This is a genomic window from Collimonas sp. NPDC087041, from assembly GCF_044745265.1.
GTDB lineage: Bacteria > Pseudomonadota > Gammaproteobacteria > Burkholderiales > Burkholderiaceae_D > Collimonas.
On record NZ_JBIUZX010000004.1, the window covers coordinates 304,494 to 330,247 of the forward strand.

At 56.9% G+C, this 25,754-nt stretch carries 16 protein-coding genes; 8 read left to right on the forward strand and 8 right to left on the reverse strand.

Features of this window, described 5'->3' with window-relative positions; all coding sequences use genetic code 11:
* Positions 1 to 222: 222 nt before the first annotated feature.
* A complete protein-coding gene (locus ACIPF8_RS09735; RefSeq protein WP_400420157.1) occupies positions 223 to 1,845 on the reverse strand; it encodes a GMC family oxidoreductase in 1,623 nt (540 codons plus the stop codon).
* A gap of 170 nt (positions 1,846 to 2,015) precedes the next feature.
* Complete coding sequence (locus ACIPF8_RS09740; RefSeq protein ID WP_400420160.1) at positions 2,016 to 3,542, reverse strand: CoA-acylating methylmalonate-semialdehyde dehydrogenase; 1,527 nt, start codon at positions 3,540 to 3,542, stop codon at positions 2,016 to 2,018.
* A gap of 139 nt (positions 3,543 to 3,681) precedes the next feature.
* Here ACIPF8_RS09740 and ACIPF8_RS09745 point away from each other — a divergent pair, with 139 nt between their 5' ends.
* A complete protein-coding gene (locus ACIPF8_RS09745; protein WP_400420549.1) occupies positions 3,682 to 4,569 on the forward strand; it encodes a LysR family transcriptional regulator in 888 nt (295 codons plus the stop codon).
* Between the two features lie 829 nt (positions 4,570 to 5,398).
* On the forward strand, positions 5,399 to 6,700 hold the full coding sequence (locus tag ACIPF8_RS09750; RefSeq protein ID WP_400420163.1) for an aspartate carbamoyltransferase: 1,302 nt from the start codon (positions 5,399 to 5,401) through the stop codon (positions 6,698 to 6,700).
* A 77-nt stretch (positions 6,701 to 6,777) separates the two neighbouring features.
* Here the strand turns inward: ACIPF8_RS09750 and ACIPF8_RS09755 are convergent, their stop codons facing one another.
* Entirely contained in the window at positions 6,778 to 8,805 is a 2,028-nt protein-coding gene (locus tag ACIPF8_RS09755) for an AsmA family protein (protein WP_400420166.1), read from the reverse strand.
* Positions 8,806 to 9,068: 263 nt separating this feature from the next.
* On the opposite strand from ACIPF8_RS09755, the gene ACIPF8_RS09760 reads away from it, so the two are divergent.
* Positions 9,069 to 10,991, forward strand: coding sequence for a DUF3300 domain-containing protein (locus ACIPF8_RS09760; RefSeq protein ID WP_400420169.1), 1,923 nt, complete (start codon positions 9,069 to 9,071; stop codon positions 10,989 to 10,991).
* Between the two features lie 134 nt (positions 10,992 to 11,125).
* Here the strand turns inward: ACIPF8_RS09760 and putA are convergent, their stop codons facing one another.
* Complete coding sequence (gene putA / locus ACIPF8_RS09765) at positions 11,126 to 14,851, reverse strand: trifunctional transcriptional regulator/proline dehydrogenase/L-glutamate gamma-semialdehyde dehydrogenase (RefSeq protein ID WP_400420172.1); 3,726 nt, start codon at positions 14,849 to 14,851, stop codon at positions 11,126 to 11,128.
* Positions 14,852 to 15,163: 312 nt separating this feature from the next.
* Here putA and ACIPF8_RS09770 point away from each other — a divergent pair, with 312 nt between their 5' ends.
* Positions 15,164 to 15,622, forward strand: coding sequence for an Lrp/AsnC ligand binding domain-containing protein (locus ACIPF8_RS09770; protein ID WP_061535053.1), 459 nt, complete (start codon positions 15,164 to 15,166; stop codon positions 15,620 to 15,622).
* 87 nt (positions 15,623 to 15,709) lie between these two features.
* On the opposite strand, the gene ACIPF8_RS09775 is transcribed toward ACIPF8_RS09770, so the two are convergent.
* Positions 15,710 to 16,750, reverse strand: coding sequence for a LacI family DNA-binding transcriptional regulator (locus ACIPF8_RS09775; protein WP_400420176.1), 1,041 nt, complete (start codon positions 16,748 to 16,750; stop codon positions 15,710 to 15,712).
* Between the two features lie 364 nt (positions 16,751 to 17,114).
* Between ACIPF8_RS09775 and gntK the strand changes: the two genes are divergently transcribed.
* Complete coding sequence (gene gntK, locus ACIPF8_RS09780) at positions 17,115 to 18,674, forward strand: gluconokinase (RefSeq protein WP_400420179.1); 1,560 nt, start codon at positions 17,115 to 17,117, stop codon at positions 18,672 to 18,674.
* Positions 18,675 to 18,834: 160 nt separating this feature from the next.
* Here gntK and ACIPF8_RS09785 read toward each other — a convergent pair whose 3' ends face one another.
* Positions 18,835 to 19,800 carry a LysR family transcriptional regulator gene (locus ACIPF8_RS09785; protein WP_400420182.1) on the reverse strand — a complete coding sequence of 322 codons (966 nt, stop codon included), beginning with the start codon at positions 19,798 to 19,800 and terminating at the stop codon, positions 18,835 to 18,837.
* 391 nt (positions 19,801 to 20,191) lie between these two features.
* Here ACIPF8_RS09785 and ACIPF8_RS09790 point away from each other — a divergent pair, with 391 nt between their 5' ends.
* Positions 20,192 to 20,509: a hypothetical protein gene (locus tag ACIPF8_RS09790; RefSeq protein ID WP_400420184.1), complete on the forward strand. Its 318-nt coding sequence runs from the start codon at positions 20,192 to 20,194 to the stop codon at positions 20,507 to 20,509.
* 384 nt (positions 20,510 to 20,893) lie between these two features.
* On the opposite strand, the gene ACIPF8_RS09795 is transcribed toward ACIPF8_RS09790, so the two are convergent.
* Positions 20,894 to 22,753 carry a phosphoenolpyruvate carboxykinase (GTP) gene (locus ACIPF8_RS09795; protein WP_400420186.1) on the reverse strand — a complete coding sequence of 620 codons (1,860 nt, stop codon included), beginning with the start codon at positions 22,751 to 22,753 and terminating at the stop codon, positions 20,894 to 20,896.
* A 406-nt stretch (positions 22,754 to 23,159) separates the two neighbouring features.
* Between ACIPF8_RS09795 and ACIPF8_RS09800 the strand changes: the two genes are divergently transcribed.
* The gene (locus ACIPF8_RS09800) at positions 23,160 to 24,152 is read left to right on the forward strand and encodes a D-2-hydroxyacid dehydrogenase family protein (protein WP_400420189.1); all 993 of its coding nucleotides are present in this window, start codon (positions 23,160 to 23,162) and stop codon (positions 24,150 to 24,152) included.
* Between the two features lie 44 nt (positions 24,153 to 24,196).
* Here ACIPF8_RS09800 and ACIPF8_RS09805 read toward each other — a convergent pair whose 3' ends face one another.
* Positions 24,197 to 24,949: an L-asparaginase gene (locus ACIPF8_RS09805; protein WP_400420192.1), complete on the reverse strand. Its 753-nt coding sequence runs from the start codon at positions 24,947 to 24,949 to the stop codon at positions 24,197 to 24,199.
* 171 nt (positions 24,950 to 25,120) lie between these two features.
* Between ACIPF8_RS09805 and ACIPF8_RS09810 the strand changes: the two genes are divergently transcribed.
* Positions 25,121 to 25,753, forward strand: a complete 633-nt coding sequence (locus ACIPF8_RS09810) for a sorbitol dehydrogenase family protein (RefSeq protein ID WP_400420195.1) — start codon at positions 25,121 to 25,123, stop codon at positions 25,751 to 25,753.
* Position 25,754 lies beyond the last annotated feature (1 nt).

The window sequence follows — 25,754 nt, forward strand, 5'->3', positions numbered from 1 at the left end:
ATCGGAACATCCCGGGGTGCTGGGTTATATTGGACTAACCTTATCACCCTTATATTTTTTTACGGATACTACCGGTGCCACTCTGACGGAGCAATACGTAGAAATACTATACAAAAACTTAGACGAAAATCAGAATTGCCTGACAGAATTTTTAGAGTATCGATATCGACCGCCATTCGGGCAAAGCAGAAGATTGTCTATCGACCAACGTCAACTCCCCTATCATCGGCCTTCCTTGATAAAACCAGCAGCCATTTCTGCAATCATCAAGGTTGGCGAGTTGGTATTTCCTGACGTAATGGTCGGCATGACCGACGCATCGACCACCCGCAATCCAGCAACACCGCGCACCCTCAATTTACTGTCGACCACCGCCATCTGGTCATCGGCACGCCCCATCTTGCAAGTCCCGACCGGATGGAAAATGGTGGTGCCAACCTCGGCAGCAGCGTCGACCAATTCTTCTTCCGTACGATATTGCAGGCCTGGCTTGAACTCTTCCGGCGCATATTTCTGCAGTGCCGGAGCGGCAGCGATCTTGCGCGTCAATCGCACCGATGCGGCGGCAACAGCCCGGTCTTCGAGCGTATCCAGGTAATTCAGCGTGATCTTCGGCGCCACGCCGGCATCGCTCGACGCGATTCGCACATGTCCGCGCGAAGTTGGCCGCAAGTTGCAAACACTGGCGGTAAAGGCCGGAAAGGTATGCAGCGGATCGCCGAATTTTTCCAGCGACAAGGGTTGCACGTGATATTCCAGGTTGGCGGTGGATTGCGCCGGATCGGACTTGGCAAAGGCTCCCAGCTGCGACGGCGCCATCGACATCGGCCCGCTTTGCGACAGCAGATATTGCATCCCGATCTTCGCCTTGCCAAACCAGTTGCTGCTCATCGTGTTAAGTGTCTTCACACCGCTCACCTTGAACGCCATGCGGATCTGCAAATGGTCCTGCAGATTTTCGCCGACACCAGGCAGATCAACCTGCACTGGAATCTGATGCTGCTGTAACAAAGCTGCCGGACCAATACCGGACAACTGCAAAATCTGCGGCGAGCCAACCGCGCCGGCACTCAACAAGGTTTCCCTGCTGGCCTCGGCATTCCACTCCCTGCCGCCGCCGGAAAACTCCACACCCTTGCACACCACGCCCTGCTCACCGCGTTCCAGCAGCAGGCGCTTGACCTGGCAGCCCGTCATGATCGTCAGATTGCCGCGGCCGCTGGCCGAGCGCAGGAAAGCTTTCGATGCATTCCAGCGTATGCCGCGTTTCTGGTTGACGTCGAAATACGCCGATCCTTCATTGTCGCCGCGATTGAAATCGTCAGTCTTAGGAATCCCGGTTTCGGCAGCAGCATCCCTGAACGCATCCAGGATCTGCCACGACAAACGCTGCTTTTCGACCCGCCATTCACCGCCGGCGCCATGAAATTCATCGGCACCTTTATAGTGATCTTCACTCTTCTTGAACAGCGGCAAAACATGCTTCCAGCGCCAGGCATCATCACCGGTCAATTGCGCCCATTCATCGTAATCGCGGGCCTGGCCGCGCATATAGATCATGCCGTTGATCGACGAACTGCCGCCCAACACTTTACCGCGCGGATAAATCAGACTGCGGCCGCGCAAGCCAGGATCCGGCTCGGTCCGATATAACCAGTCGGTACGTGGATTATTGATGCAATACAGGTAACCGACAGGGATATGAATCCAGATGTAATCGTCTTTTGCACCTGCTTCTATCAGCAGAATTTTTACCGAACTGTCCTGGCTCAAGCGATTCGCCAGAACGCAGCCAGCGGTTCCCGCACCGATGATGATGTAGTCGTAATTCCCTGCAGATTCCATTCGTCTCTTTCTATTTATTGTGTGCTACGACAATCTGTTCTACGTCTGTTCTTCGACTTATTATTGCAATTTCAAACCAGCGATTTTCAAGTCACATGAAACATCGCCGGCTGAATAAAATAAATAATAATATTATTTATACTGTTTGTAATTTTAATTATTTACACTATTTATTTGGCGACCGGCATGGTGAACTCAGCGCCTTTTGAAATCGTCTGCGGCCAGCGTTGCATGATCGATTTGTAGCGCGTATAAAATCGCACGCCTTCCTCGCCATATGCATGCGTATCGCCAAACAACGAGCGCTTCCAGCCGCCAAACGAATGCCATGCCATCGGCACCGGAATCGGCACGTTGACGCCAACCATGCCAACCTCTACACGTCGCGAAAACTCGCGTGCGGTGTTGCCATCCGAGGTGAACAACGACACGCCGTTGCCAAATTCATGCGCATTGATCAGGTTCACTGCAGCCGCAAAATCGGGAACGCGAACGATGCATAACACTGGCCCAAAAATCTCTTCCCGATAAATCTGCATCTCCGGCGTAACCTGGTCGAACAACGAGCCGCCAAGGAAAAATCCTTGTTCCAGGCCAGCTACTTTCAAGCCGCGTCCATCGACCAGCAATTTCGCTCCGGCGCGCACACCGCTGTCGATATAAGTCTCTATCTTGTCCTTGTGCGCAGCACTGACGACCGGTCCCATTTCCGCATCTGCTTCCATGCCGTTCTTGATCTTCAACGCCTTTACGCGCGGAATCAGTGCTTCAATTAATTTATCAGCGACATCGCCAACCGCGACCGCCACCGAAATCGCCATGCAACGTTCACCAGCAGAGCCGTAGGCTGCTCCCATCAATGCATCCACCGCCTGTTCCAGATCGGCATCCGGCATCACCACCAAATGATTTTTGGCGCCACCCAACGCTTGTACCCTGAGCGGATAAGCGCCTTTGCACTGTGCCCCCTGCTGATAGATATATTCAGCAATCGGCGTCGAGCCGACAAACGATACTGCTTTCACATCAGGATGCTGCAGCAAGGCATCAACTGCCAGTTTGTCGCCCTGCACCACATTGAAGACGCCGTCCGGCAAACCGGCCTGCTGCAACAAATCAGCAATCATCAGCGACGGCGACGGATCGCGTTCGGAAGGCTTCAAGATAAACGTATTGCCGGTAGCGATCGCCAGCGGCGCCATCCATAACGGCACCATCACCGGAAAATTGAATGGCGTGATTCCCACAGTAACGCCGAGCGGCTGGCGCAGGTTCCAGTTATCGATGCCGCCACCGATGTTGTCAGTGAATTGCGTTTTCAACAGCTGCGGAATGCCGCAGGCGAACTCAACGATTTCCAGGCCACGCGTCACTTCACCTTTGGCATCGGAAAAAACCTTGCCGTGTTCACGCGTGATCGCAGCTGCCAACGCATCGTGATGCTGCTCCATCAATTCCTTGAATTTGAACATCACACGCGCACGCTTTAGTGGCGCCGTGTCGGCCCACGCCGGCGCAGCGGCGGAAGCCGCGGCTACTGCGGCGTTCACTTCTTCAACACTGCCCAATACGACTTTTGCAGACGCGGCCCCGGTTGCCGGGTTGAACACATCCTGCATGCGGCCGCTACTGGATTCGGTCACTTTGCCATTGATGAAATGCTGGATCAGCGGAATATTGATTGAAGAGGTAGTCATAAGGATTCCTTTTAATGAAGCCGGGTTGAATTATTTTTGTCCCAGAATATCGTTTGAACTACCAACAATCCAATGAGTTATCATCAATATCGATATAAGCATTCCTAATAATGAAACCCCTTTGATGAAAAATCAGGCAATGGACCTTACACTGCTTCGCGCCTTTGTCACGGTCGCCCGTGAAGGCAATCTAACCCGCGCCGCCGAACTGCTGCATGTCACTCAGCCGGCTGTCAGCCTGCAAATCAAATCGCTGCAGGCAAATCTAAATCTACAATTATTCACCCGCGTTCCCAGTGGCATGGCGTTGACCGACGAAGGCATCAAGTTACTGCCTTTTGCCGAACGCGCCATTGCCAGCATGTCCGAACTGCGACAACAAGCTGAAAGCCTGCATCCAAGTCACTTGGAAACACTCAGCGGAAAACTCGCAATCGGCACGATTCTCGATCCTGAATTCATCCGTCTTGGCGCATTTCTCAAACGACTTGTTGAGAGTTATCCACAACTTTCTACACAGTTGCAGCACAGCATGTCGGGTGATGTGTTGCAGCAGATCAAGTCCGGTCATCTCGATGTCGGCTACTACCTGGGCATCCCGAACAAGAGTTTTCATCGACTGACATTGACACAATTTACTTACTGCGTGCTTGCACCGTCGGGTTGGAAAAATCGCATTTCAGGAAAAGACTGGCCGGCATTGGCAAAATTACCCTGGATCTGGACTCCTCCTGAATCTGCCCATCATCGTTTACTCAGCAAAACTTTTGCTCAATATAAAGTTACGCCAAACAAAGTTGCGTTGGTCGACCAGGAACCATCGATGCTGGATCTGGTGAAATCTGGGGTCGGTCTTTCTCTTGTCAGAGAGTCAATTGCACTTCGCGAAGCACATGCACATGGTTTGGTGATCTCCGATACGGTGAATTTATCCACTGAATTGTCGTTTATTACCCTGGATAAACGTAAAGACGAACCAATCATTGCCGCTATTTTTGCCATATTGCAAACAATTTGGGGAAATTGATGTTCTAAAGGCATTTTCTTTGTCCTGTAGACCCGGTTTTTTGGAAAACCAACTTCTTCAGGTTTAAATTTAAAGATTTATATATATAAATAGTAGTAGTAGTTAACCACCTGTTTTTCTGTGGATAACTCAAAATTTGACTATTCATTCAAGCACTTACGACTTGGATAAAGACTTGGTAAGCCTTGTATCTGGAAAGAACATTTCTTGGATAAAAAATAGGCTGTGGATTTCCATCTGGATTATTCACAATGGATTCCTGGTGTTATCCAAAGACTTATCCACAGTTGTTTCATTGCATCCCTTCTTTTTCTGCTTTTTACGTAGAAATTCTCAATAAATTTTCTTGAACAGAGTTGTGTAAAAAAATCATTTTTTTTGAAAAAGTAATTTTTTTCATCAGCCGCTTTTTTTCGGGCAATTTCAAGAAAAAAAGTGCCTCGGTTTTGTATTTAAAGATTTATATATACAAATAGTAGTAGTAGTTAACGACCAATTTTTCTGTGGATAACTCAAAATTTGACTATTCATTCAAGGACTTACAAATTGGATAAAAGCTTGGTAATCGGTGTATCGCAAAAGAATAATTCTTGGATAAAAAGTCGCCTGTGGAAAACTAACTCTGATATCCACAATTCAAAAGCGAGATATCCACAGCTTTATTCACAAAATTGCAAAAAATGTCCGTTTACAGCCGTTTTTTGAGTTGCGAAGAGTAAATTCGAAAAAATTTTCTCTGATTAAATTATGAGCAGCAAGTTTTTTTAAAAATCTGGACAGCCAAAGCTGAAAGCGGTAATGTACGCAAAGCGTATACTTGGAGATATGAATGATCGATCAACAGACTTTTCTTCGTGATGCAATGCGGCGCCTGAACCTTACCAGGGATCATTTTTCGGACCGCATCGGCGTTCGCAAACGTGCATTGGATACTTGGCTGTTGCCGGAAACATCGGGCGAATTCCGCGCCATGCCTGACATTGTCAGCAAATTCGTTAACGAAATATTGCATGGCGACTTACCTGAAGCAGGAAATACGCAGAGCGTATATATAGCAAAACCAAACGTCCCTCTCCGGACGGTCATCGGTCATGCCGGCAAGCCGCAGCTGCTATCTGTCGACCAGTTTTCGCGCGATTCGCTGGAAGACCTGTTCCGCGTCGCAGACATGATGCAGCCCATTGCGAGGCGCCAGAAGGTGTCGCGCATACTGGAGGGTGCCGTACTAGCCAATTTGTTCTTTGAAGCCAGCACGCGCACGCGTATCAGCTTTGGGGCCGCTTTTTGCCGCCTGGGAGGTTCGGTATGCGACACCACCGGGTTTACCTTCTCTTCGATGACCAAGGGCGAATCGATCTACGACACCAGCCGCGTCATCAGCGGTTATGTCGACGCATTGGTGGTGCGCCATCCGGAACAAGGCGCGGTTGACGAGTTTGCGCGCGCCACCAATATCCCGGTGATCAACGGCGGCGATGGCCCGGGCGAACATCCGAGCCAGGCGATTCTCGACCTGTACACGATCCAGCGCGAATTCTCGCGCCTGGGCAAATTGATTGATGGTGCACACATCGTCATGGTCGGCGACTTGAAGTATGGCCGCACAGTGCACTCGCTGATCAAGTTGCTGGCCTTGTACCGCGGCTTGAAGTTCACGCTGGTTGCTCCGCCGACGCTCGAAATGCCGGCGCACATCCTGGACCGGATTTCACGCGGCGGCCATGTGGTGGAACAAACGACTTCGCTGACGCAAGGCTTGAAGGGAGCGGACATCGTCTATGCCACGCGCATCCAGAAAGAACGCTTTGCCGACGAAGCGATAGAAGGCTACACGCCGGAATTCCAGATCAACCAGGCCTTGATTGACGCCAGCTGTGGCGCCGGCACCATCGTCATGCATCCATTGCCACGCGACGGCAGGCCCGGCGCCAACGATCTCAGTACCGACTTGAATCACGATCCGCGACTGGCGATCTTCCGCCAAACCGACAACGGCATACCCGTTCGGATGGCGATTTTTGCCGTCTTGCTTGGAGTGGAAAACCAGGTGCAGCATTCGATGCGCGACGCCAGCTGGCGCTCGCCGGCACATGTCGGGCCGGATGATGCGGCGTTTGACGGCCTCGATTGAGGAATGAGGAAGAAACTGCGCCGGCTGTCCATTCTGTAAATGGCATGGCCGGCGCAAAAGAGGAAGTGTGAAGGGGTTTAACGCGGGGTTTTTGGTTTTAAGGTCTTGCCCGGCGGCGGCGCTACCGGCTTTTGCCGGGCATCCGCCAGCAGGCCGGCGCAATTGCTCTGCTGGTCCGGTCCGATATTAATCAACGGCAGCAAGGCCGCAGCCGGCGCCAGCACACCGAGCGCCACGGCGCCGCCAGCCTTCAGGGCCAGCACGCCCTTGTCGACCCCTACGTCAGGGTCCTTGAACGTCCCTGTGAGGTGCAGCGGCGCGCGCAGCGAGAAGATCCGCAGGCCCTTGTTCTTCGGGTTAATGGTCAGCGCCAGCGTTTCCTTGGCCAGGTTGACCTGACCCTCGATATTGATGATCGCATCGTCGGTGTCGAGCACGAAGGTGCGCGCATCCATCACGCCGTTGCTGACAGCAAAATCGCTAGCCAGGCAGTTCAGCTTGACCTGCTTGTCGCCGAACAGCTTGGAAATCACCACATTACCGATGTTCAGGCCCGCCGCCTCCAGCAAGAATTTGCTGATGGTGCCCTGGTTGATCAAGGTCTTTACCTCGCCGTTCGACGCGCCCAGCAAGGTCGCCACCGAATTGCCTACCGCCGACAGCGACGCATCGCCGTTGACTTCGCCCAGGCTGGCTTGTGCCGACTCCAGCGCCGGGAACAGTTGCTTGATTTTCAGGTGGCGCGCCGACATCTTTATTTCTGCCTTGATCAGTTTGTTGCTACCGTCGAGCTTGATGTTGGAAATCAGGTTGCCGCCTGCCACGCCGAAATTCAAGGGCGTCAACGACAGCACGCTATCCTTCATGTGCACATCGGCGACCAGGTCCTGGATCGGCAACTCCTTGTCGCGGATGATCTTGCGGCCGGTGAATTTGACATCGGCGTCGATGCTGCCCCAGCGCGTGGTGTCGAATTGCTCGACCGGCAGCACCTTGCCGCTTGGTTGCGCCACGCCATCGCCGCGATTGGCTTTGCTGGCGTTCGAATCGGCGCCGATCAGCGGCGCCAGGTCTTGCAGCCGCAGCTGATTGGACAGCAGCGTACCCTTCAGCAAAGGCCGCGGCTTTTGCGCCACATACTCCAGCGTGCCGGACAAATCGCTGGAACCGACGTGACCGCTGAACTTCTCATAGATCCAGTCGCCGCCGGCGCTGTTGAGCTTGCCGATCAAGTGTCCTTCGGTGGCGAACGGCGGCGTCGCCGGCAGCACGATGCCGGTCAACGGAAACAGATTCGACATGCTGGCGCCGGACAATTTCAGGCGCAGGTCGAGCGCAGCCAGGTCGCTTGGTTTGGTCAAAGTTCCCTGGATGGCAATCGCGGTCTTGCCGACACGGACACTGGCTTGTAATGGATAAGGTGAGCTGGAGTTTTGCAGCGACAGCACTGCGCCGGCTTTGCCGTCGCCGCTGACGGCGGTCTTGTTGAATGTGCCGGCCACCTTCCAGCCGATGCCGTAACCTTCGGCGCTGGTCGCCGGCAGGCTGTCGATATCGGCTTTGATATCAAGTTTGCTGACCGGGTCCAGCAATCGCACGGTGCCTTTCGCCAAGACCAGTTTTTGCAGATCAAGCTGCCAGGCGGACGGCCCGCTGGATGCGAAGGTCCAGTTGTTCTCGCCATTCTGCTGGCGTTCCAGCGCGATGCTCGGCGCATTGAGTTCCAGCTCAGGCAAAACAATCCGATGCGCCAGCAACGGCAAAGGGCTAAGCGAAAACGTCAGTTGGCCGATTTCAGCCATATGCGGACCGGTTTTTGCCCATTGCGGATTATCGAGCACGATGTCCTTTGCGCTCAGGCGCGGCCACGGCACCCAGCGGCGCCAGCTGTCCTGGTCGGTTTGCGACTTTTGCCAGCTCAGCGACAAATCGCCGCGGATCGCAAACGGCCGGCCGACCGCTTCGCTGACAGTCTGGTTGAGCCATGGCTTGGCGCGATTCCAGTCGAATGTAAGCAGCAATGCGATGCACAAGGCGAACAGCAGTGCCAACGTGGCAACGGCCCACAGCAATAGCCTGGCCGGACTGAATTTTTTTGTAGTCATGAAATTTGTGAGATAGCCAGGTTGAAAAGGTTCAACAGACGGGCACTGATGAAACAATAGTTAATGATTACCAAGTGGTAATTGTTATAAGGATTGTATGTCATCGAGACTTCCTGTCCAGGCGTTACTTAACAAGTGCGCTGCCATTGTGGCCAAGAGTTTGTTTTCTGTGAGACATGCAAGTGTTTGTAACGCAATGTTGCGAGGACAACCCGGCATGCTAGCTTGTAACAATCGCCATTTCACGTTGTGTGGAGTAAAAAATGACAAATAATAAAAAATCCCTTTCCCTGATGCTGAGCGCTTCACTATGCGTTGCGCTGCTGCCGTTGGCGGGATGCGACAAAAAAACTGATGCCGACACGACTGCGTCTGCGCCGCCGGCCCCGCAAGCCCAGGCAGCACAACCGTATGTGCCGCCGACCGCCGACCAGTTATATCAGTTGGTTGGGCCGATCGCCCTGTTCCCCGACAAGCTGTTGGCGCAGGTCCTGGCGGCCTCCAGCTATCCCGACCAGATCACGGCGGCCGATAATTGGCTGGCGCAGAATAAAAACCTGAAAGGCAGTCAGCTACAGGATGCAATCAATCAGCAACCGTGGGACGTCAGCGTCAAGGGCGTGGCGCAATTTCCAAGCGTGCTGGACCAGATGGCGCACAATATTCCCTGGACTTCGGCGCTCGGCGATGCCTATGTCAACGATCCGACCGATGTGATGAATGCGATCCAGGTCATGCGCCAGCGCGCCGCCAGCAGCGGCAACCTGAAAAACAACCAGCGTCAGCGGATTGCCGTTGCGCCGCGCGCGCAGCCGGCTCCTCCAACCGACTATGCGCCGCCATCCGGCGAACCGCTGGTGTATGCCGGACCGGAAGTCATTCCCCCACCGCCGGAAACCATCGTCATCGAACCGACAGAACCCGATATGGTGTACGTGCCGGACTACAATCCGGGCGTCGTATACGGCGAACCGTTGCCGGTCTATCCCGGCTATTACTATCAACCTCCACAGGCTTACTATCCACCTGGTGAAATAGTCACGGCAGGCGTGATCACGTTTGGCGTGGGTATCGCGGTCGGCGCCTTGATCGGCCATCACGACTGGGGCTGGGATTCATGGGGCGTGCATTGGGGCGGACCTGGCGGTGGCGGTAACTGGGGTGGGCCTGGTGGCGGCGGTGGCTGGCATCGGCCGGCAGTGGTGTACAACAACAACACGTACGTGTCGCGTTCCACCACGATCGTCAACCGGGTTACCAACAACTACAACAACTCGGTAGTTAATAACAACAACGTCACCCGGAATAATTTCGGACCGGGTCCGGCCAACAATCCGGCTTTGGCAAATGGCGCGCGCCCTGGCCAACCGGGCGGAGGCGCAGCCAATTTCAATTCGGCGCGTCCCAACTTTGCGCCGCAAGGCAATCCTGGCCAGCCACGTCCGAACCAGAACGCGTTGCCTAATGGGCCGCAGGTCGGCGGCGCTCAGCAGCAAGCGCACGCGCGGCCGGATTTCAACAACATGACGCGGCCTAATTTCAGCCGGGTTCCGCAAACGACAGCACCGCTTGGCGCGGCTACCGCAAATCAGCTCGCGCGTCCGGGCTTTGTCCATCCTGGAGCGAATCCGGCGCCGCAGAATGAACCGGGACGGCCGAATTTTGGCCAACCGGCGCAAAATGCCAGGCCGACGCCAAATCCGTTGCAGCAAAACGCCCAGACCCATGTTCCGGTCCAGCCACGCCATCTGGATATGGAAAAGCCGCCTGTTAATCTAAACCAGCATCCGTTTGGCGGCAATCCGCAGCAGCCGGATGTGAACCATCAGGCTGCGCCCGCGCCGACGCCAAGGGCGCAACCTTTCCAGCCACCGCAAAATGTACAGAACCGGGCGCCGGAGCAATTTCAAAACAGACCTAACGGCGGCCAGCAGATGCATCCGGAAGTGAACCATCCGGCGCCGCCCGCCGCAGCGCCGGCTTTCAATCGCCCGGAACCACGTCCGCAGGCGCCTGCGCCGCAACCCCGGCCGCAACCTCAACCTCAACCTCAACCTCAACCTCAACCGCAGCCACAGGCACGGCCACCTATGCAGGCGCCGCATCCATCGGCGCCCGCACAAAGTCATGAGCAGCCGCATCATGATGGCAATCATCCGGATAAACGGGAAGATGAGCACAAGTAAGTGCGTTGCAAGTCGTTGATCAGCCGAGTGGCTGGAATACAGCGAATTTGAAATCCTGAAGTAAAAAAAGCTGGCTGAACTCACGTTCAGCCAGCTTTTTCATTCTTGCAGCAAGGGCGTCGCTGCCGCGAAAATCAAACCTGCAAGGTCATCAGGCTGGCATTGCCACCGGCCGCTGTCGTGTTGACACATACAGCCCGTTCCGCCAGCAAACGCCACAACGGAATTGATGCGTACTCTGATGTTTCCAGTAGCGGCACCAATGCGCCAGTCCGCTCGCCAAGCGCAGCCAGCAAGGGCCTCAAGCGCGCGGTGCCGGCGCCGTCGACCAGCGCCAGATGCAGCGCTACGCCGATACTGTCGGCATCGACGCCATCGACCAATCGAATCGCCGCATGCACCGCTTTCGGCAAGCCTTGAGGAATCATCGCAGCCGAGGCTTTTTCAACCACAGGGAAATTACCGGTGGCAAAAACCGCAGCCAGTTGATTCAGCATGGCGCCGACATTGTCTGCACTGCACAGGATCGCGCCACGCGGTGCAAACGACAGGCTGTTGCGCTCACCGGTCGGGCCTGGCAGCACCAGCGAAGTACCGAGCCAGCTGGCGTGCAAGTACTCTTCGCCGAGCCCGGCAATGCGCTGGTGGCCATGGGTACGGGCCCAGCCCAACAGGGCTTGCAGCACCGGCGTGTCGACTTCGGCGTTAGGCGCATGGATCGTGTGCGCGCCCAGCGAGACGATCGGATTGCGCTGCAGGCGCTTCAGGTACAGCGGGCCGCCGGCTTTGGGGCCGGTTCCCGATTTGCCTTCGCCGCCGAACGGTTGCACGCCGACTACCGCGCCGACGATATTGCGGTTGACGTAAATGTTGCCGACATGGGCATGGCTGACGATGAAGTCGATGGTTTCATCGATGCGCGAGTGGATGCCGAGGGTCAGGCCGTAACCGGTGGCGTTGATGGCGTCGACCAGTTGCGGCAGCGTATTGCGGGCATAACGCAGCACGTGCAAGACCGGGCCGAACACTTCGCGCTTCAACTCGGACAGCGAACCGATCTCGATCAGCGTCGGCGCCACGAACGTGCCGTTGCGCTGTTCTTCCGGCAGCGGCAGTTGGTAGAAATCCTTGGCCGTGCCGCGCATTTTTTCGATGTGGGCCAGCAGATTGCCTTGCGCCTCGGCGTCGATCACCGGGCCGATATCGGTCGCCAGGCGATCCGGATTGCCGATCCGCAGTTCCTGCATTGCGCCCTTCAGCATGTGTAGCGTGCGGTCGGCGATATCATTCTGCAGGCACAGCACGCGCAACGCCGAGCAACGCTGGCCGGCGCTGTCGAATGCTGAATTCAGCACGTCCTGCACCACTTGTTCCGGCAACGCGCTGGAGTCGACGATCAAGGCGTTCTGACCGCCGGTTTCAGCGATCAGTGGCAGGTCTACCGATTCTTCCAACGAACGCTTGGCCAACGTACGGTTGATCAATTGCGCGACTTCGGTCGAGCCGGTGAAGATCACACCCTTGACGCGCGGATCGCCGGTCAGCGTAGCGCCGACGGTCTCGCCCTGGCCCGGCAGGAATTGCAATGCCGCGCGCGGCACGCCGGCTTCATGCAGCAATTGCACCGCACGCGCCGCGATCAGCGGGGTTTGTTCGGCCGGCTTGGCCAACACCACATTGCCGGCTGCCAGCGCAGCGCTGACTTCACCGACAAAGATCGCCAACGGAAAATTCCACGGACTGATGCAGACCACCGGACCCAGCGCCAGCGCGTTCTGGGTGTGGCGGATTTGTGCGGCGTAATAGCGCAGGAAATCGACGGCTTCGCGCACTTCGGCGATGGCGTTCGGCAGCGATTTGCCGGCTTCGCGGATCGCCAGCGAAATCAGTTCCAGCTGCTGCACTTCAAACAGCGCTGCGGCGCGCTCCAGTTTCTCGGCACGTTCTACCGGCGGCAGGGTTTGCCAATCCATCGCGTACGTAGTGGCGGCGTGCAAGGCATTGTCGACATCCGCGGTCGTTGCTTCAACCACGCTGCCGACCACATCGCGATGATCGGCCGGGTTCAGCACAGGCCGTGGTGTTCGGTCGTAAACATGCGGCTCCGCCAGCAATGGCGTGACCTGCCATTGCTGCTTGCCTAGTGTTTCGAAGGCGATGTCGACCTGGCGCAAGACTTCTTCATTGCTGAGATCGAGGCCGGCGGAATTCTTGCGCTCGGCGCCATACATCGCAGCCGGCAGCGCAATGTGCGGATGCGGCTCGCCGCCGAGTTGCTGGGCGGTTTGCAATGGATCGGCAATCAGCGCATCGATCGATACGTTTTCATCGACGATCTGGTTGACGAACGACGAGTTGGCGCCGTTTTCCAGCAGACGCCGCACCAGGTAGGCGAGCAGAGTCTGGTGTGAACCGACCGGCGCGTAAATGCGGCACGGCTTGTCCAGCATGTCCTTGCCGACCACCTGGTCGTACAGCGTTTCACCCATGCCGTGCAGGCACTGAAATTCATAATCGGTGATGTTCTTTTCTTTTGCCCAGCTGTAGATGGTCGCCAGCGTATGCGCGTTATGCGTCGCGAATTGCGGATAGATGACGTCGGTCGAGGCCAGCAGTTTTTGGGCGCAGGTCAGGTAGGACACATCGGTGTACACCTTGCGCGTATAGACCGGGAAACCTGGCATGCCGTCGACTTGCGCGCGCTTGATTTCGGAATCCCAATAAGCGCCCTTGACCAGCCGTACCATGAACTTGCGGCCGCTGCGGCGCGCCAGGTCGGCCAGGTAATCGATCACGAAAGGACAGCGCTTCTGGTAACCCTGCACCACGAAGCCGATGCCGTCGAAGCCGGCCAGCTCGACATCGAACGCCAGCGCTTCCATCAGATCGAGCGACAATTCCAGGCGGTCGGCTTCTTCGGCGTCGATGTTGAGACCGATGTTGTATTGCTTGGCCAGCAGCAGCAATTGCTTCAGGCGCGGCAGCAGTTGTTCCATCGTGCGTTGGCGCTGCGCGCGCGAATAGCGCGGATGCAATGCCGACAGCTTGACCGAGATGCCCGGCCCCTGTTTGATGCCGCGTCCCGCCGAAGCGCGGCCGATGGCGTGGATCGCTTCTTCATACGAGCGGTAATATGCGGCGGCATCTTCTTCGGTCAGCGCCGCTTCGCCCAGCATGTCATAGGAATAGCGGTAGCCGCGCTTTTCATTGTCGCGGCTGTTGTCGAGTGCTTCAGCAATCGTCTGGCCGGTCACGAACTGATTGCCCAGCATGCGCATCGCCACATCGACGCCCTTGCGGATCAGCGGTTCGCCGCCCTTGCCGATCAATTTGGTCAGGGCCGAGCCCAAACCGCTTTCGCTGTTGGTGCTGACCAGCTTGCCGGTGATCAGCAAACCCCAGGTTGCGGCATTGACGAACAGCGACGGCGATTCGCCCAGGTGGCTGCGCCAGTCGCCCTTGCTGATCTTGTCGGCGATCAGGCGGTCGGCGGTCTGGTGATCCGGAATCCGCAGCAGCGCTTCGGCCAGGCACATCAACGCCACGCCCTCTTCCGACGACAGCGAAAATTCATGCATCAAGGCATCGACGCCGGATGCACGGGTGCGCTTCTCGCGCACCGCCTGCACCAGCTTGCGCGCCAGCGTCTGGCTGGCGGCATGGGCGCTCGGGCTGTTTTCTATCTGCGACAGCAACCATTGGACCGCAAGCGTTTCATCGCGCCGATAGGCGGCAGTGATGGCGGCGCGCAATGGTGTCGGGTCGCGCATGACTTCATCGTGGAAAGCGGCAAACGGACTGGGCATGATTGAGGGGCTGGAACTACTGGATGGCTGGGATGACGGCTGTAGCGGCGGCATGGCGATTGTCTCGGTAAGGGTATTTATTGTGTCGATTGGCTGCTGCTTGCAAACACGCCCGCAAGCGCCGCCGCCGAATGACAATGCTGACGCTCCCTGCGATGCATCTTGCGGGAATTGCAACATTGCCGTTCGGCTGCAGAATTGCTTGCTGACGTTGTGTCAGGCGATTTATGTTGGCTCTTGTTGAAAACCAAGTTGTTCGATTGTAGGCGGCATCGGCATGGATTAATTCTGGTAATAATGGCTGCTATCAAAATTTTGTTATTGGTGAGAAAATTTAACCGAATAAAATTTTTCAGAAAACAGCCCATGCTTGACAAGATCAGTAAGAAAATTTTGGCGGAGTTGCAGAACGACGGCCGTATCAGCAACGTCGATCTGTCGGCCCGCGTCAACTTGTCACCCGCGGCGTGCCTGGAGCGGGTGCGCAAGTTGCAGGAAGCCGGTTATATCCTCCACTACAGCGCCCAGCTCAATCCGCAGCTGCTCGATGTGGCGCTATTGGTGTTTATCGAGGTCGTGCTGGACCGCACTACGCCGGAAGTCTTCGACGCGTTCAGCCAGAGCGTGCAGATCATTCCGGAAGTGCTGGAGTGCCACATGGTGGCCGGTGGTTTCGATTACCTGGTCAAGGCGCGTGTCAAGGACATGAACGCCTATCGCGAGTTTCTCGGCAAATCGCTGCTGCAACTGAAGGGAGTGCGCGAAACACATACTTACGCGGTGATGGAAGAGGTCAAACACACTACCAAATTGCCGATTCGATAAGCGTTCGCGCTATTGTCGTACATAAAAAACCGCCCTGCCCGGCGCTTCCGGACAGGGCGGTTTTTTATGAAGCCAGGGACTCGGTACTCAGGTGCTATGCCGGATCGCCAACTCGAAACCGAGGTCGATATGCGGATTGTCTATCGGTTCGCGTCGCAATATCTTGATCAACTGCTGAGCCGCGGTAAAGCCGATCTGGTAGCGTGGCGTGACGATGGTGGTGATGCCGGGATTGGCGAATGCCGACCAAGGCAGATCGTTGAAACCGGCTATCGCCATCTGGCTGGGAACCGACAGGCCGCGCCGCTGGCACTCGAACAGCACGCCCAGCGCCAGATCGTCATTGCAGCAGAACACGGCGTCGCAATCGGGAGTCTGTTGCAGTATCTGGCCCAGCATCTGGGTGCCGAGTTCAACCGTTGACGACGCCGGCGTCAGCACTTCGACATTGGGATTGATGCCGGCTTCGGACAGCGCTTTGCGAAAGCCGTGGCGGCGCTTCATCATGCGCGGATCCAGCTGGGCGCCGAGAAAGCCGGGCTGGTGGTAGCCGCGCTCGATCAGATGGCGGGCAATGCTGTAACCCGCCTCTTCATGCGAAAAGCCGACCGTCACATCGTCGCGACTGATGCCAAGGTCAAACATGCGCACGGCCGGCACATTGTTGGTGGCCAGTTGTTCGCGCAGCGATTCCTGCTGTTCGATGCCGCTCAGCAGAAAGCCGTCCGGCGCATGCGCCAGGTAAGTGCTGATCAGCTGGCTTTCCCGTTCCTGCGAATAGCCGCTTTCGCCGATCAGGAATTTGTAGCCGTGCTGGTTGAGACTGTCACGAATGCCGGTCAGGGTTTCCACGAATACCGAGTTGCTTAGCGACGGCACGATGACGCCAATCACTTGCGACTTGGCCGAGGCCAAGGTGCTGGCGGCCTGGTTGGGCACGTAGCCGAGTTGCTTGATCGCCGCCGCAATCCGTTCGCGCGCGCCCAGCTGCACCAGCGCCGGCGTCTTCAGTGCACGCGAGACGGTCATCGGGCTGACCTTGGCCAACCGTGCGACATCGACGATTGTTACCCTGCCGCTGGCACGGCTATGACGTTGTGGTTTCAATTCCGGGAACGGAGTATTCATGGTGGGTGACAGTGATTAACGTATTGTCTTCTTGGCACTCGCTATTTTGCCAGTAGCGCGCACCCTTTAGTATGTTCACCGGCTGATGTTGTATTTCAGTCGACGGCGGGATCTTGTTGCTTTAACTAGCCTTAACGATATTACGCCCAAACATGTCGCATTGCGGAAGATTTCCCTAGGGAAATGATACTACTCATGGTTGTATTGTTACCTGCGATTTTTGCGGGCGTGGGTAATGTTAGCGCTATCACGTGGTGTATCATCCCAGCCGCCCACAAGTATTACAATTAACAGGCTTAGGCGGCCAAGCCCGGCTACGATTGCCGCAGCCATGCGGCACGTTCAACAGATCACGAGGTAGTTCATGCATCACCAGCCAGAATACATGCTTGGCGTAGACATCGGCACCACTAGCACCAAGGCGGTGCTGTTCACAACCCAGGGAAAAGTGGTGGCGCAGCACGCGGTGGAATATCCGCTGATGTGCACCAGCCCCGGCATGGCGGAACAGGATCCGTTGCAGATTTACGCCGCGGTTCTCGAAGCGATTCGCCAGGCGGTCAGCAATGGCAAGGCTGCCGCAGAACAAATCACCTTGGTGTCTTTCAGCGCCGCCATGCATAGCGTGATCGCGGTCGACAGGGAAGGTAATTTGCTGAGTAACAGCATTACCTGGGCCGATAGTCGCGCCGGCGAATGGTCTAACCGTATCCGCGACGAGATGGACGGGCGCGCGATCTACCTGCGTACCGGCACGCCGATTCATCCGATGTCGCCGCTGTGCAAGATCATGTGGCTACGCCACGACCAGCCCGAACTGTTCGCCCGCACCGCACGCTTCGTCGGCATGAAGGAATACGTTTTCTATCGGCTGTTCGGCAGTTGGCTGGTCGATCACTCGATCGCATCCGCAACCGGCCTGTTCAACCTGCAGCAACTGGATTGGGACCGTGGCGCGCTGGAGCTGCTCGGTATCAACGCGAATCAGCTTTCGCAACTGGTGCCGACCACGCACCACCTCAGCGGCCTGGAACCTGCCGTGGCACAGCAACTCGGCCTGTTGCCGACTACACCGTTTGTCATCGGCGCCAATGACGGCGTGCTGTCCAACCTCGGCGTCAACGCCATTGGCCCAGGCCAGGTGGCGGTCACCATCGGCACCTCCGGCGCGATGCGCACCGTGATCGACAAGCCAATGACCGATCCGTCCGGCCGCACCTTCTGCTATGCGCTGACTGACAAGCACTGGGTGGTCGGCGGCCCGACCAACAACGGCGGCAGCATCTTCCGCTGGGTGCGCGATGAACTGGCGACAGCCGAAGCGGCCGCCGCCAGGGACGCCGGACTGGACCCTTACGAAGCCTTGACCAGCATTGCCGAAACGGTGCCGGCCGGCTCTGAAGGCTTGTTGTTCCATCCTTATCTGGCCGGCGAGCGCGCGCCGTTGTGGAACGCCGATGCGCGCGGTTCCTTCTTCGGCCTGGCGATGCATCACCGCAAGCAGCACATGATTCGCGCCGCCCTGGAAGGCGTGATTTTCAGCCTGTACAGCATCTTGCCGGCGGTCGAGGATTTGATCGGCCCGACCCAACGCATGATGGCGACCGGCGGCTTTGCCCGTTCAGCCTTGTGGCGGCAGATGATGGCCGATATCTTCAATCGCGAAGTGGTGGTGCCGGAGAGCGTCGAATCGTCCTGTCTGGGGGCGACCGTGCTTGGCTTGTATGCGCTGGGAAAAATCGATTCGCTGGAAGTGATCGCCGATATGGTGGGAGCGACGCACCGGCATGTGCCGAATCCGGAGAGTGTCGCGCTGTATGCGCGTTTGTGGCCGATCTATGCAGCGCTTCCGCAACTGCTGGAGCAGCAGTATCGGCAGTTGTCGCAGTTTCAGCGCGAGGTGGGCGTGAAACACGCGGGTTGAATTGAGGGGACACGTGGGCAGAAAGTCCTGCCCACCGTACTTCGATGTCACCCAGTAGGGGGGCACTTGTGCCCACGCGTATCGCAACGTTGTCCACGCGGCTTATTCAAGCAATGCGTGGGCAAAAAAGCTTGCCCACCCTACCGTCGTCCCGCAAACATTAATCTTCTTCTTCCGGATCAATCAAACTGAATTTCTCATGCGCTGTCGCGCTCAGGTGGCTGCGCAGCCATTTGTGCGCCGGGTTGCGCACATCCCGTTCATGCCACAGCATGTCGACGTGCACCGCCGGTGTCGGGAACGGCAACTCGCGTGCGACCAGGACATCGGTCATGCCGGTGGCGCCGATCAGGTGACGCGGCAATACCGTCAGCAGGTCGGAACTGGCAACCACGCGGCCGGCGGTGAAGAACTGGTTGACGGTCAGCAGGATGCGCCGCTCACGGCCCATCGCCGCCAGCGTTTCATCGATCAAACCATGGGCGCGGCCCGAGAAGCTGACCAGCAAGTGATGCGACGCGCAGTAATTGTCCAGCGTCAGCACCTGGTTGGCCAACGGGTGGTTCTTGTGCATCACGCACACATACTCGCCGGTGTAGAGCCGCTCATGATGGATAGGCGAAGCGCTGGTGGTCTGGCCGCCGGCCAGCTGCGCCGCAACCCCCGGGAAGAAGCCGACCGCCAGGTCGACGTCGCCGCGCAACAGCATCTGGCGCGGATCGCGCGTGGTCAGCGGCACCATGCGGATGTTCAATTGCGGAGCATCGCGCTCAATGGTGCGCACCAGCGCCGGCAGCCACAAGGCGGCGGTAGCATCCGCCATGGCCATCTGGAAAGTGGTGTGTGCGCGCGAGACATCGAAGGTTTCCGGCGTGATCGCGGTTTCCAGGTCGGTCAATGCGCGTCGCACTACCGGCCACAACTCTTCCGCGTGCTGGGTCGGCTTGACGCCGTGCGCGGTGCGGATCAGTAGCTCATCGTTGAGGGTATCGCGCAGGCGCTTCAAGGCATTGGAAACCGCCGGCTGCGTCATGGCCAGTCGGCTGGCCGCACGCGTCAGGTTTTGCTCCGTCATGACCGCATCGAAGACGCGCAGCAGATTCAAATCAAGCGTTAGAAAACTCATGGTCGGTTATTCGTTAATTATTCTGGACTGGACACGGGATATCGCAATACTACTTTGGTTAAAAGCAATATTCATGGATTTTATATCTGTTATATGAAAGCACAATGACAGATTTCAAGTTGGAATGAAATATTGCATTGCCGCATAAAGCATATATCAAGCCTGATTATGTCTGATATATCGAATGGTTGCTTAAGTGCAATATGACCGCTGCACGACGCCGCTCAACATAGATGCAGCATACGACAAGATAGCGGTGCAATGCGACGAATCGTTAGTGGATACCTCCCATTATTCGCTCAACACATAACTGATATCGAAAATGCGAATTGGATAGGTTTCTTCCTATTGAATATACTGCAATGCAACAACACCATGAAAAGTAATTTGTATGTCCATATTTGCCCTAGCCATCCCTGCTGAAGTTGCCCTGTTCGATGCGTCGGCCTTGTTGGCCGCAGCCGCGAACTTGCTGCGGCCGGTGCTTGGACTGGGCGCGGTGGCGACCTTGATGGTCTATTTCAAGCCGCTCTGGATGGGGTTGTTGCGTGCAGCATTGATGTTGATTAAACCGCGCAAGTCGCTGGATCAGCGAATTGCTCGCAGTAAGTTCATGGGACAGCAATTGATGCGCCGCATGGCTAACGACCATGCCGTCAGCCAGCCGAACCTGGCTGCTGAATTGCGTTTGCTGGCCGGTCGCGATTAACTACAAGGAGTTACCACATGCACCAATATATCTACCACGATGACGACGGTTTCCCGACTTTTGCAGTCATGCAATGGCTGCGTGCGCAAGGCGCGCGCGTGTTGGCCTGGATGGGTCTGAACGGCCTGTAAGAAGTTGCCTCAAGGCGGATGCGCGGTATTTGTCCGCCGTATTGCATCACCGTATTTCTGACGTCTCCTCTTTCCTGCGATGGAAGGATTAACCCCGTTGCCTGAAATGGCCGCGGGGATTTTTTTGCCTTAAGTATCCTGGTTCGCGTTTTTGTTCGCACTTGGATTTGCCGTGTAGCATAAAAAACGCCCGCAATCTGCGGGCGTTTTTATTTGCTGCGCATTCAGCGCGGGTGCGACATGGCGCGGGTGTTTAGTCGGCCAGTTGCTTTTCCAGCGCTTGCTTCACCGCCACCAGTTCCTGTGGCAAATGATGCTTCAGCTTGTCGAACAGCTCGGTGTGCAGCGCTGTTTCCGCTTTCCAGGCAGCCTTGTCGATCGACGTGATGTGGTCGAATTGCTGCTCGCTGAAGTCCAGGCCTTCCCAAGTCAGGTCGGCAAAGCGCGGAGTCACGCCGAACAGATGCTCGACGCCGCCGCTCTTGCCGTCCAGGCGATCCAGCATCCACTTCAGCACGCGCATGTTGTCGCCGAAGCCAGGCCAGACAAACTTGCCGTCGGCGTCGGTACGGAACCAGTTGACGCAGTAAATTTTCGGCAATGCGGCGGCGCCTTGCGCGCTGAGCTTCTCGCCCAGCGTCAGCCAATGCTGGAAGTAGTCGCTCATGTTGTAGCCGATGAACGGCAGCATGGCGAACGGATCGCGACGCACGATACCTTGCTGTCCGGCTGCGGCCGCTGTGGTTTCCGAACCCATCGTGGCGGCCATGTAGACGCCTTCGACCCAGTTGCGCGCTTCCGTCACCAGCGGTACGGTGGTGGAGCGGCGGCCGCCGAAAATGAAGGCCGAAATCGGTACGCCGGCCGGATCGTCCCAAGCCGCATCGATCACCGGATTCTGGGTTGCTGCAACGGTGAAGCGGGCGTTCGGATGGGCTGCCTTGGCGCCGGTTTCCTTGGCGATCGCCGGAGTCCAGTCCTTGCCTTGCCAGTCGATCAGATGCGCTGGCGCTTCCTTGCTCATGCCTTCCCACCAGACATCGCCGTCGTCGGTCAATGCAACGTTGGTGAAAATCGTGTTTTCACGCAGCGACGCCATGCAGTTGTGGTTGGTCTTGTCGTTGGTGCCGGGCGCCACGCCGAAATAACCTGCTTCCGGGTTGATCGCATACAGGCGGCCATCGGCGCCGGGTTTGATCCAGGCGATGTCGTCACCAATGGTGGTGACTTTCCAGCCTTCGAAACCCTTCGGCGGGATCAGCATGGCGAAGTTGGTCTTGCCGCAAGCCGACGGGAACGCTGCGGCCACGTAATGTTTCTTGCCTGCCGGCGATTCGACGCCGAGGATCAGCATGTGTTCCGCCAGCCAGCCCTGATCGCGGCCCATGGTCGAAGCGATCCGCAACGCAAAACACTTCTTGCCGAGCAGCGCATTGCCGCCGTAGCCGGAGCCGTAGGACCAGATTTCGCGGGTTTCCGGATAATGGACGATGTACTTGGTTGGGTTGCAAGGCCAGGCCACATCTTTCTGGCCGGCCGCCAGCGGTGCGCCGACGCTGTGCACGCACGGCACGAATTCACCGTCGGTACCGAGTACGTCATACACGGCTTTGCCCATGCGCGTCATGATGCGCATGTTGACGGCGACGTAAGGCGAGTCGGACAGTTCGACGCCGATGTGCGCAATCGGCGAGCCCAGCGGGCCCATCGAGAACGGCACCACGTACATGGTGCGACCCTGCATGCAGCCATCGAACAGGCCGTGCAGCGTGTTGCGCATTTCGGCAGGATCGGTCCAGTTGTTGGTCGGGCCGGCGTCTTCCTTGTTGGCCGAACAGATGAAAGTGCGGTCTTCTACGCGCGCCACGTCGGACGGATCGGAGCAGGCCAGGTAGCTGTTCGGACGCTTTTCCTGGTTCAGCTTTTTCATGGTGCCGGCAGCCACCATTTCAGCGCACAGGCGATCGTATTCGGCTTGCGAGCCATCGCACCAGTAGATCCGCTCGGGCTTGGTCAGTGCTGCAACTTCGGCGACCCAGTTGATCAGTTTTTGCTGTTTGACGTAAGCGGGTGCATTCAGTGCGGCGATGCCGCCCATGAGTGGTTGATTCATGAAAAACTACCTCCAATACCAATAAAGAAATTTTTTCATTCCAGTGCGGCGCGCGGCGCTCGGGCTGCTGGATTGCCAGGCGATTCTGGCTTTGTTCTGATTCGATTGTTATCGCTATCAGTGGATGACCGCTGACAGCGAAAATGAAATAATGGGTCCGGCTTAGATCAGCGTTCGCTCTTCGGTTTTACTGCAGGCACACGCCGCATACCAAGGCTGATGTTGTCTCTTTTGTACAAGTTATCCTGGAAATTGGGGCGATTGTACACCCGATTTGTAGTGAAAATGACCAACCTTTGTAGTAAGGTATTTTCCATTTTCCGGATGCCGTTGCTTTATTACGCAAAGCCCGGTTTTTCGCCGTTTTCCCGTGTTTTTTCTTTAATTTCCTGATTTGGAAACCGCTATGAAAATTGCCGTATTGGATGATTATCAAGACAGCGTCCGCCATCTCGATTGCTTCAAGATGTTGGATGGCCACGATGTGAAAGTGTTCAACAATTCTGCGCGCGGAACCGGGCAGTTGGCGATCCGGCTGGCCGAATTTGACGCGCTGGTGCTGATCCGTGAGCGCAGCACGTTTTCAAAGGCTTTGCTGCAAAAATTACCGAATTTAAAAGTGATCTCGCAGACCGGCAAGGTCAGCGGCCATATCGATGTGGAAGCGGCTACTGAAAACGGCATTGCCATCGTCGAAGGCATCGGCGATCCGACCGCACCGGCCGAATTGACCTGGGCGCTGATCATGGCTGCCAGCCGCCGCATTCCGCGCTATGTCGCTAACCTGCAGCAGGGCCAGTGGCAAACCGTGTCGTCGCTGCCGCAAAACAATGTGCTCGGCAATGTCCTCAAGGGCCGTACGCTGGCGATTTGGGGTTATGGAAAAATCGGCCGCATGATTGCCGGCTATGGCAAGGCGTTCGGCATGCGCGTGCTGGTCTGGGGTCGCGATGCCAGTCGCGCGGCGGCGCTGCAGGACGGCTATCAGGCAGCCGAGTCGAAACAACAATTTTTCGCTGAAGCCGATGTGCTGACATTGCATCTGCGCCTGAATGACGCAACACGCGGCATCGTAGAAGCCGGCGACCTGGCGCTGATGAAGCCGAGCGCCATCTTCGTCAATACCAGCCGCGCCGAACTGGTCGCCACCGATGCGCTGTTGCCGGCATTGCAGCAAGGCCGGCCGGGCTATGCCGCGCTGGATGTGTATGAGACAGAGCCGTTGCCGCCTACTTCGCCGCTGTTGCAGATGGAGAATGTGCTGGCATCGCCGCATCTGGGTTATGTGGAAAAAGACAGTTACGAGCTGTACTTCCGCGCCGCGTTCCAGAACCTGGTGGATTTTGCCAACGGTACGCCGAAGAACGTCCTGAACCCGAACGCCCTGCTGAAAAAATAACGTCGGGTCGGCATGCAATGCCCACCCTGCGCTCAATTAATCAATCAATCGTCGTCGGCGCCGCTTGGCAGGATCAGCTTGTTCAGCCTGGCGGCGGGCGCCGCCAGCGTGGTGTCGTGCCACATGCCGTTCCAACCGGGCGGCCATGGCAGCGGTGGCCCACTGTACTCGGGCACGTTCTTGCGTACCGGGATCACCGGCAGGCTTTGCGGCAATACACCGCCGCTCCAGCCGAGGCTGAACGCATAATCGGGCAGCAAGGCGTCGCAGATGCGGGCAAACCAGTTGCTGTGATCCTCGTCGCGTCCCAATGCCTGCGCCAGGCCGTGCGGATCGAATTGCGCCAGGGCGCTCGCCAGTTCCGGTACAGAAGCGCCGGGCTGGTCGCCCCAGCCGAGGATAGGATTGAAATTGTAATCGGCGCCGGAGCCGTACCAGCCTTCGCGCCACGGCCGTTCCATCCAGTTGCGGCGGCCGCAAAACAGATGCCAGCGCCAATGCAGTCCGGACGGCTTGGGCCAACTGTACAGATACAAACGCTGATAACCGGCGCGATGCAGCTCCCGCACCAGCGCCATCAAGCGCGCATGCGGCATGCGGTCCGGCGGCGCGCGCCGAAACAGGATCGGCTCACCATCGGCATGCTGCAATTCGTCGGATGACAGGTTCAGGTCCAGCGTCCGCACTTCGCTGCCGAAGCGCGCAGCCACCCAACCGGTCAACAGGTTGACCGAGGTGATCACGCCATAGCCACGATAGCGATGGAAAATAACGGTGCCGGGTGCGATGGGTTTCATGTGCGGTGCTTCTAAAATTTGCGTAGGTCGAAATCAAATGTTACCAGTGTAGCCGCTGCGCCGCGTTTTCATAGATAGTGGAGCACGACAGGGCGCAAGTAAAAACACGAGGCAGCTATTCATTTTGCTTAGTATAATCAGCCAATCCACAAGGCAGAAAGGACTAGCCACATGAAGCAACGTCCACACAATGCAGGTGAAAAGAAAGACGATCCGCCCAATGCAGTGCCAGACGGCGGCGCGTTCTCTGCCAGCAGGCGCAATGCCATATTGTTGACCGGCGTCAGTTTCGCGCTGTTGAGTACGCCCCGCTGGATGCGACAAGCATCCGCCCAAACCCAAGCCTCCACTCCCGCAGCATCCGCATCTCCTCCGCAAAACCCAGCTAATCAGCAGCAAACCAATTTCCTGGCTTTGTCGGCGTTATTGACCGGTACGCAAAAACTCAATCCCCGCACGGGTACAAGAATCTATGCCGCACTGAGCACGCAGGCAATCGAGTTTGAAAAGCAGGCCGCGGCGCTATGGCAATACGCGCTTGATCACCAGATCAAGGATGTGGATAACCTGGCGGCGGCAGTCGGCAGCGACTCCGCGCTCTCGCTGGTATTGCATCGGATTATCAGCGCCTGGTATCTCGGCGTAGTCGGCGACGATGGCGTAACCGGCGGCGCAAAAGTTGTCTCATTCGAGTCGGCGCTGATGTTCGACCAGGTACGCGATGCGGTGGTGGTGCCGACATATTGTCGCGCCGCTCCCGGTTATTGGGTGACACAACCGGCAGTCTTGAAAGCGGGGGGTTGAA

What these genes read in the sequence shown, in the direction of transcription:
- ACIPF8_RS09805 (WP_400420192.1), bottom strand. Translation starts at nt 24,949, where the DNA reads ATGAAACCCATCGCACCCGGCACCGTTATTTTCCATCGCTATCGTGGC.
- ACIPF8_RS09775 (WP_400420176.1), bottom strand. Translation starts at nt 16,750, where the DNA reads ATGAATACTCCGTTCCCGGAATTGAAACCACAACGTCATAGCCGTGCC.
- ACIPF8_RS09810 (WP_400420195.1), top strand. Translation starts at nt 25,121, where the DNA reads ATGAAGCAACGTCCACACAATGCAGGTGAAAAGAAAGACGATCCGCCC.
- ACIPF8_RS09770 (WP_061535053.1), top strand. Translation starts at nt 15,164, where the DNA reads ATGCTTGACAAGATCAGTAAGAAAATTTTGGCGGAGTTGCAGAACGAC.
- ACIPF8_RS09760 (WP_400420169.1), top strand. Translation starts at nt 9,069, where the DNA reads ATGACAAATAATAAAAAATCCCTTTCCCTGATGCTGAGCGCTTCACTA.
- ACIPF8_RS09735 (WP_400420157.1), bottom strand. Translation starts at nt 1,845, where the DNA reads ATGGAATCTGCAGGGAATTACGACTACATCATCATCGGTGCGGGAACC.
- ACIPF8_RS09790 (WP_400420184.1), top strand. Translation starts at nt 20,192, where the DNA reads ATGTCCATATTTGCCCTAGCCATCCCTGCTGAAGTTGCCCTGTTCGAT.
- ACIPF8_RS09745 (WP_400420549.1), top strand. Translation starts at nt 3,682, where the DNA reads ATGGACCTTACACTGCTTCGCGCCTTTGTCACGGTCGCCCGTGAAGGC.
- ACIPF8_RS09740 (WP_400420160.1), bottom strand. Translation starts at nt 3,542, where the DNA reads ATGACTACCTCTTCAATCAATATTCCGCTGATCCAGCATTTCATCAAT.
- ACIPF8_RS09800 (WP_400420189.1), top strand. Translation starts at nt 23,160, where the DNA reads ATGAAAATTGCCGTATTGGATGATTATCAAGACAGCGTCCGCCATCTC.
- ACIPF8_RS09795 (WP_400420186.1), bottom strand. Translation starts at nt 22,753, where the DNA reads ATGAATCAACCACTCATGGGCGGCATCGCCGCACTGAATGCACCCGCT.
- ACIPF8_RS09785 (WP_400420182.1), bottom strand. Translation starts at nt 19,800, where the DNA reads ATGAGTTTTCTAACGCTTGATTTGAATCTGCTGCGCGTCTTCGATGCG.
- ACIPF8_RS09750 (WP_400420163.1), top strand. Translation starts at nt 5,399, where the DNA reads ATGATCGATCAACAGACTTTTCTTCGTGATGCAATGCGGCGCCTGAAC.
- gntK (WP_400420179.1), top strand. Translation starts at nt 17,115, where the DNA reads ATGCATCACCAGCCAGAATACATGCTTGGCGTAGACATCGGCACCACT.
- ACIPF8_RS09755 (WP_400420166.1), bottom strand. Translation starts at nt 8,805, where the DNA reads ATGACTACAAAAAAATTCAGTCCGGCCAGGCTATTGCTGTGGGCCGTT.
- putA (WP_400420172.1), bottom strand. Translation starts at nt 14,851, where the DNA reads ATGCCGCCGCTACAGCCGTCATCCCAGCCATCCAGTAGTTCCAGCCCC.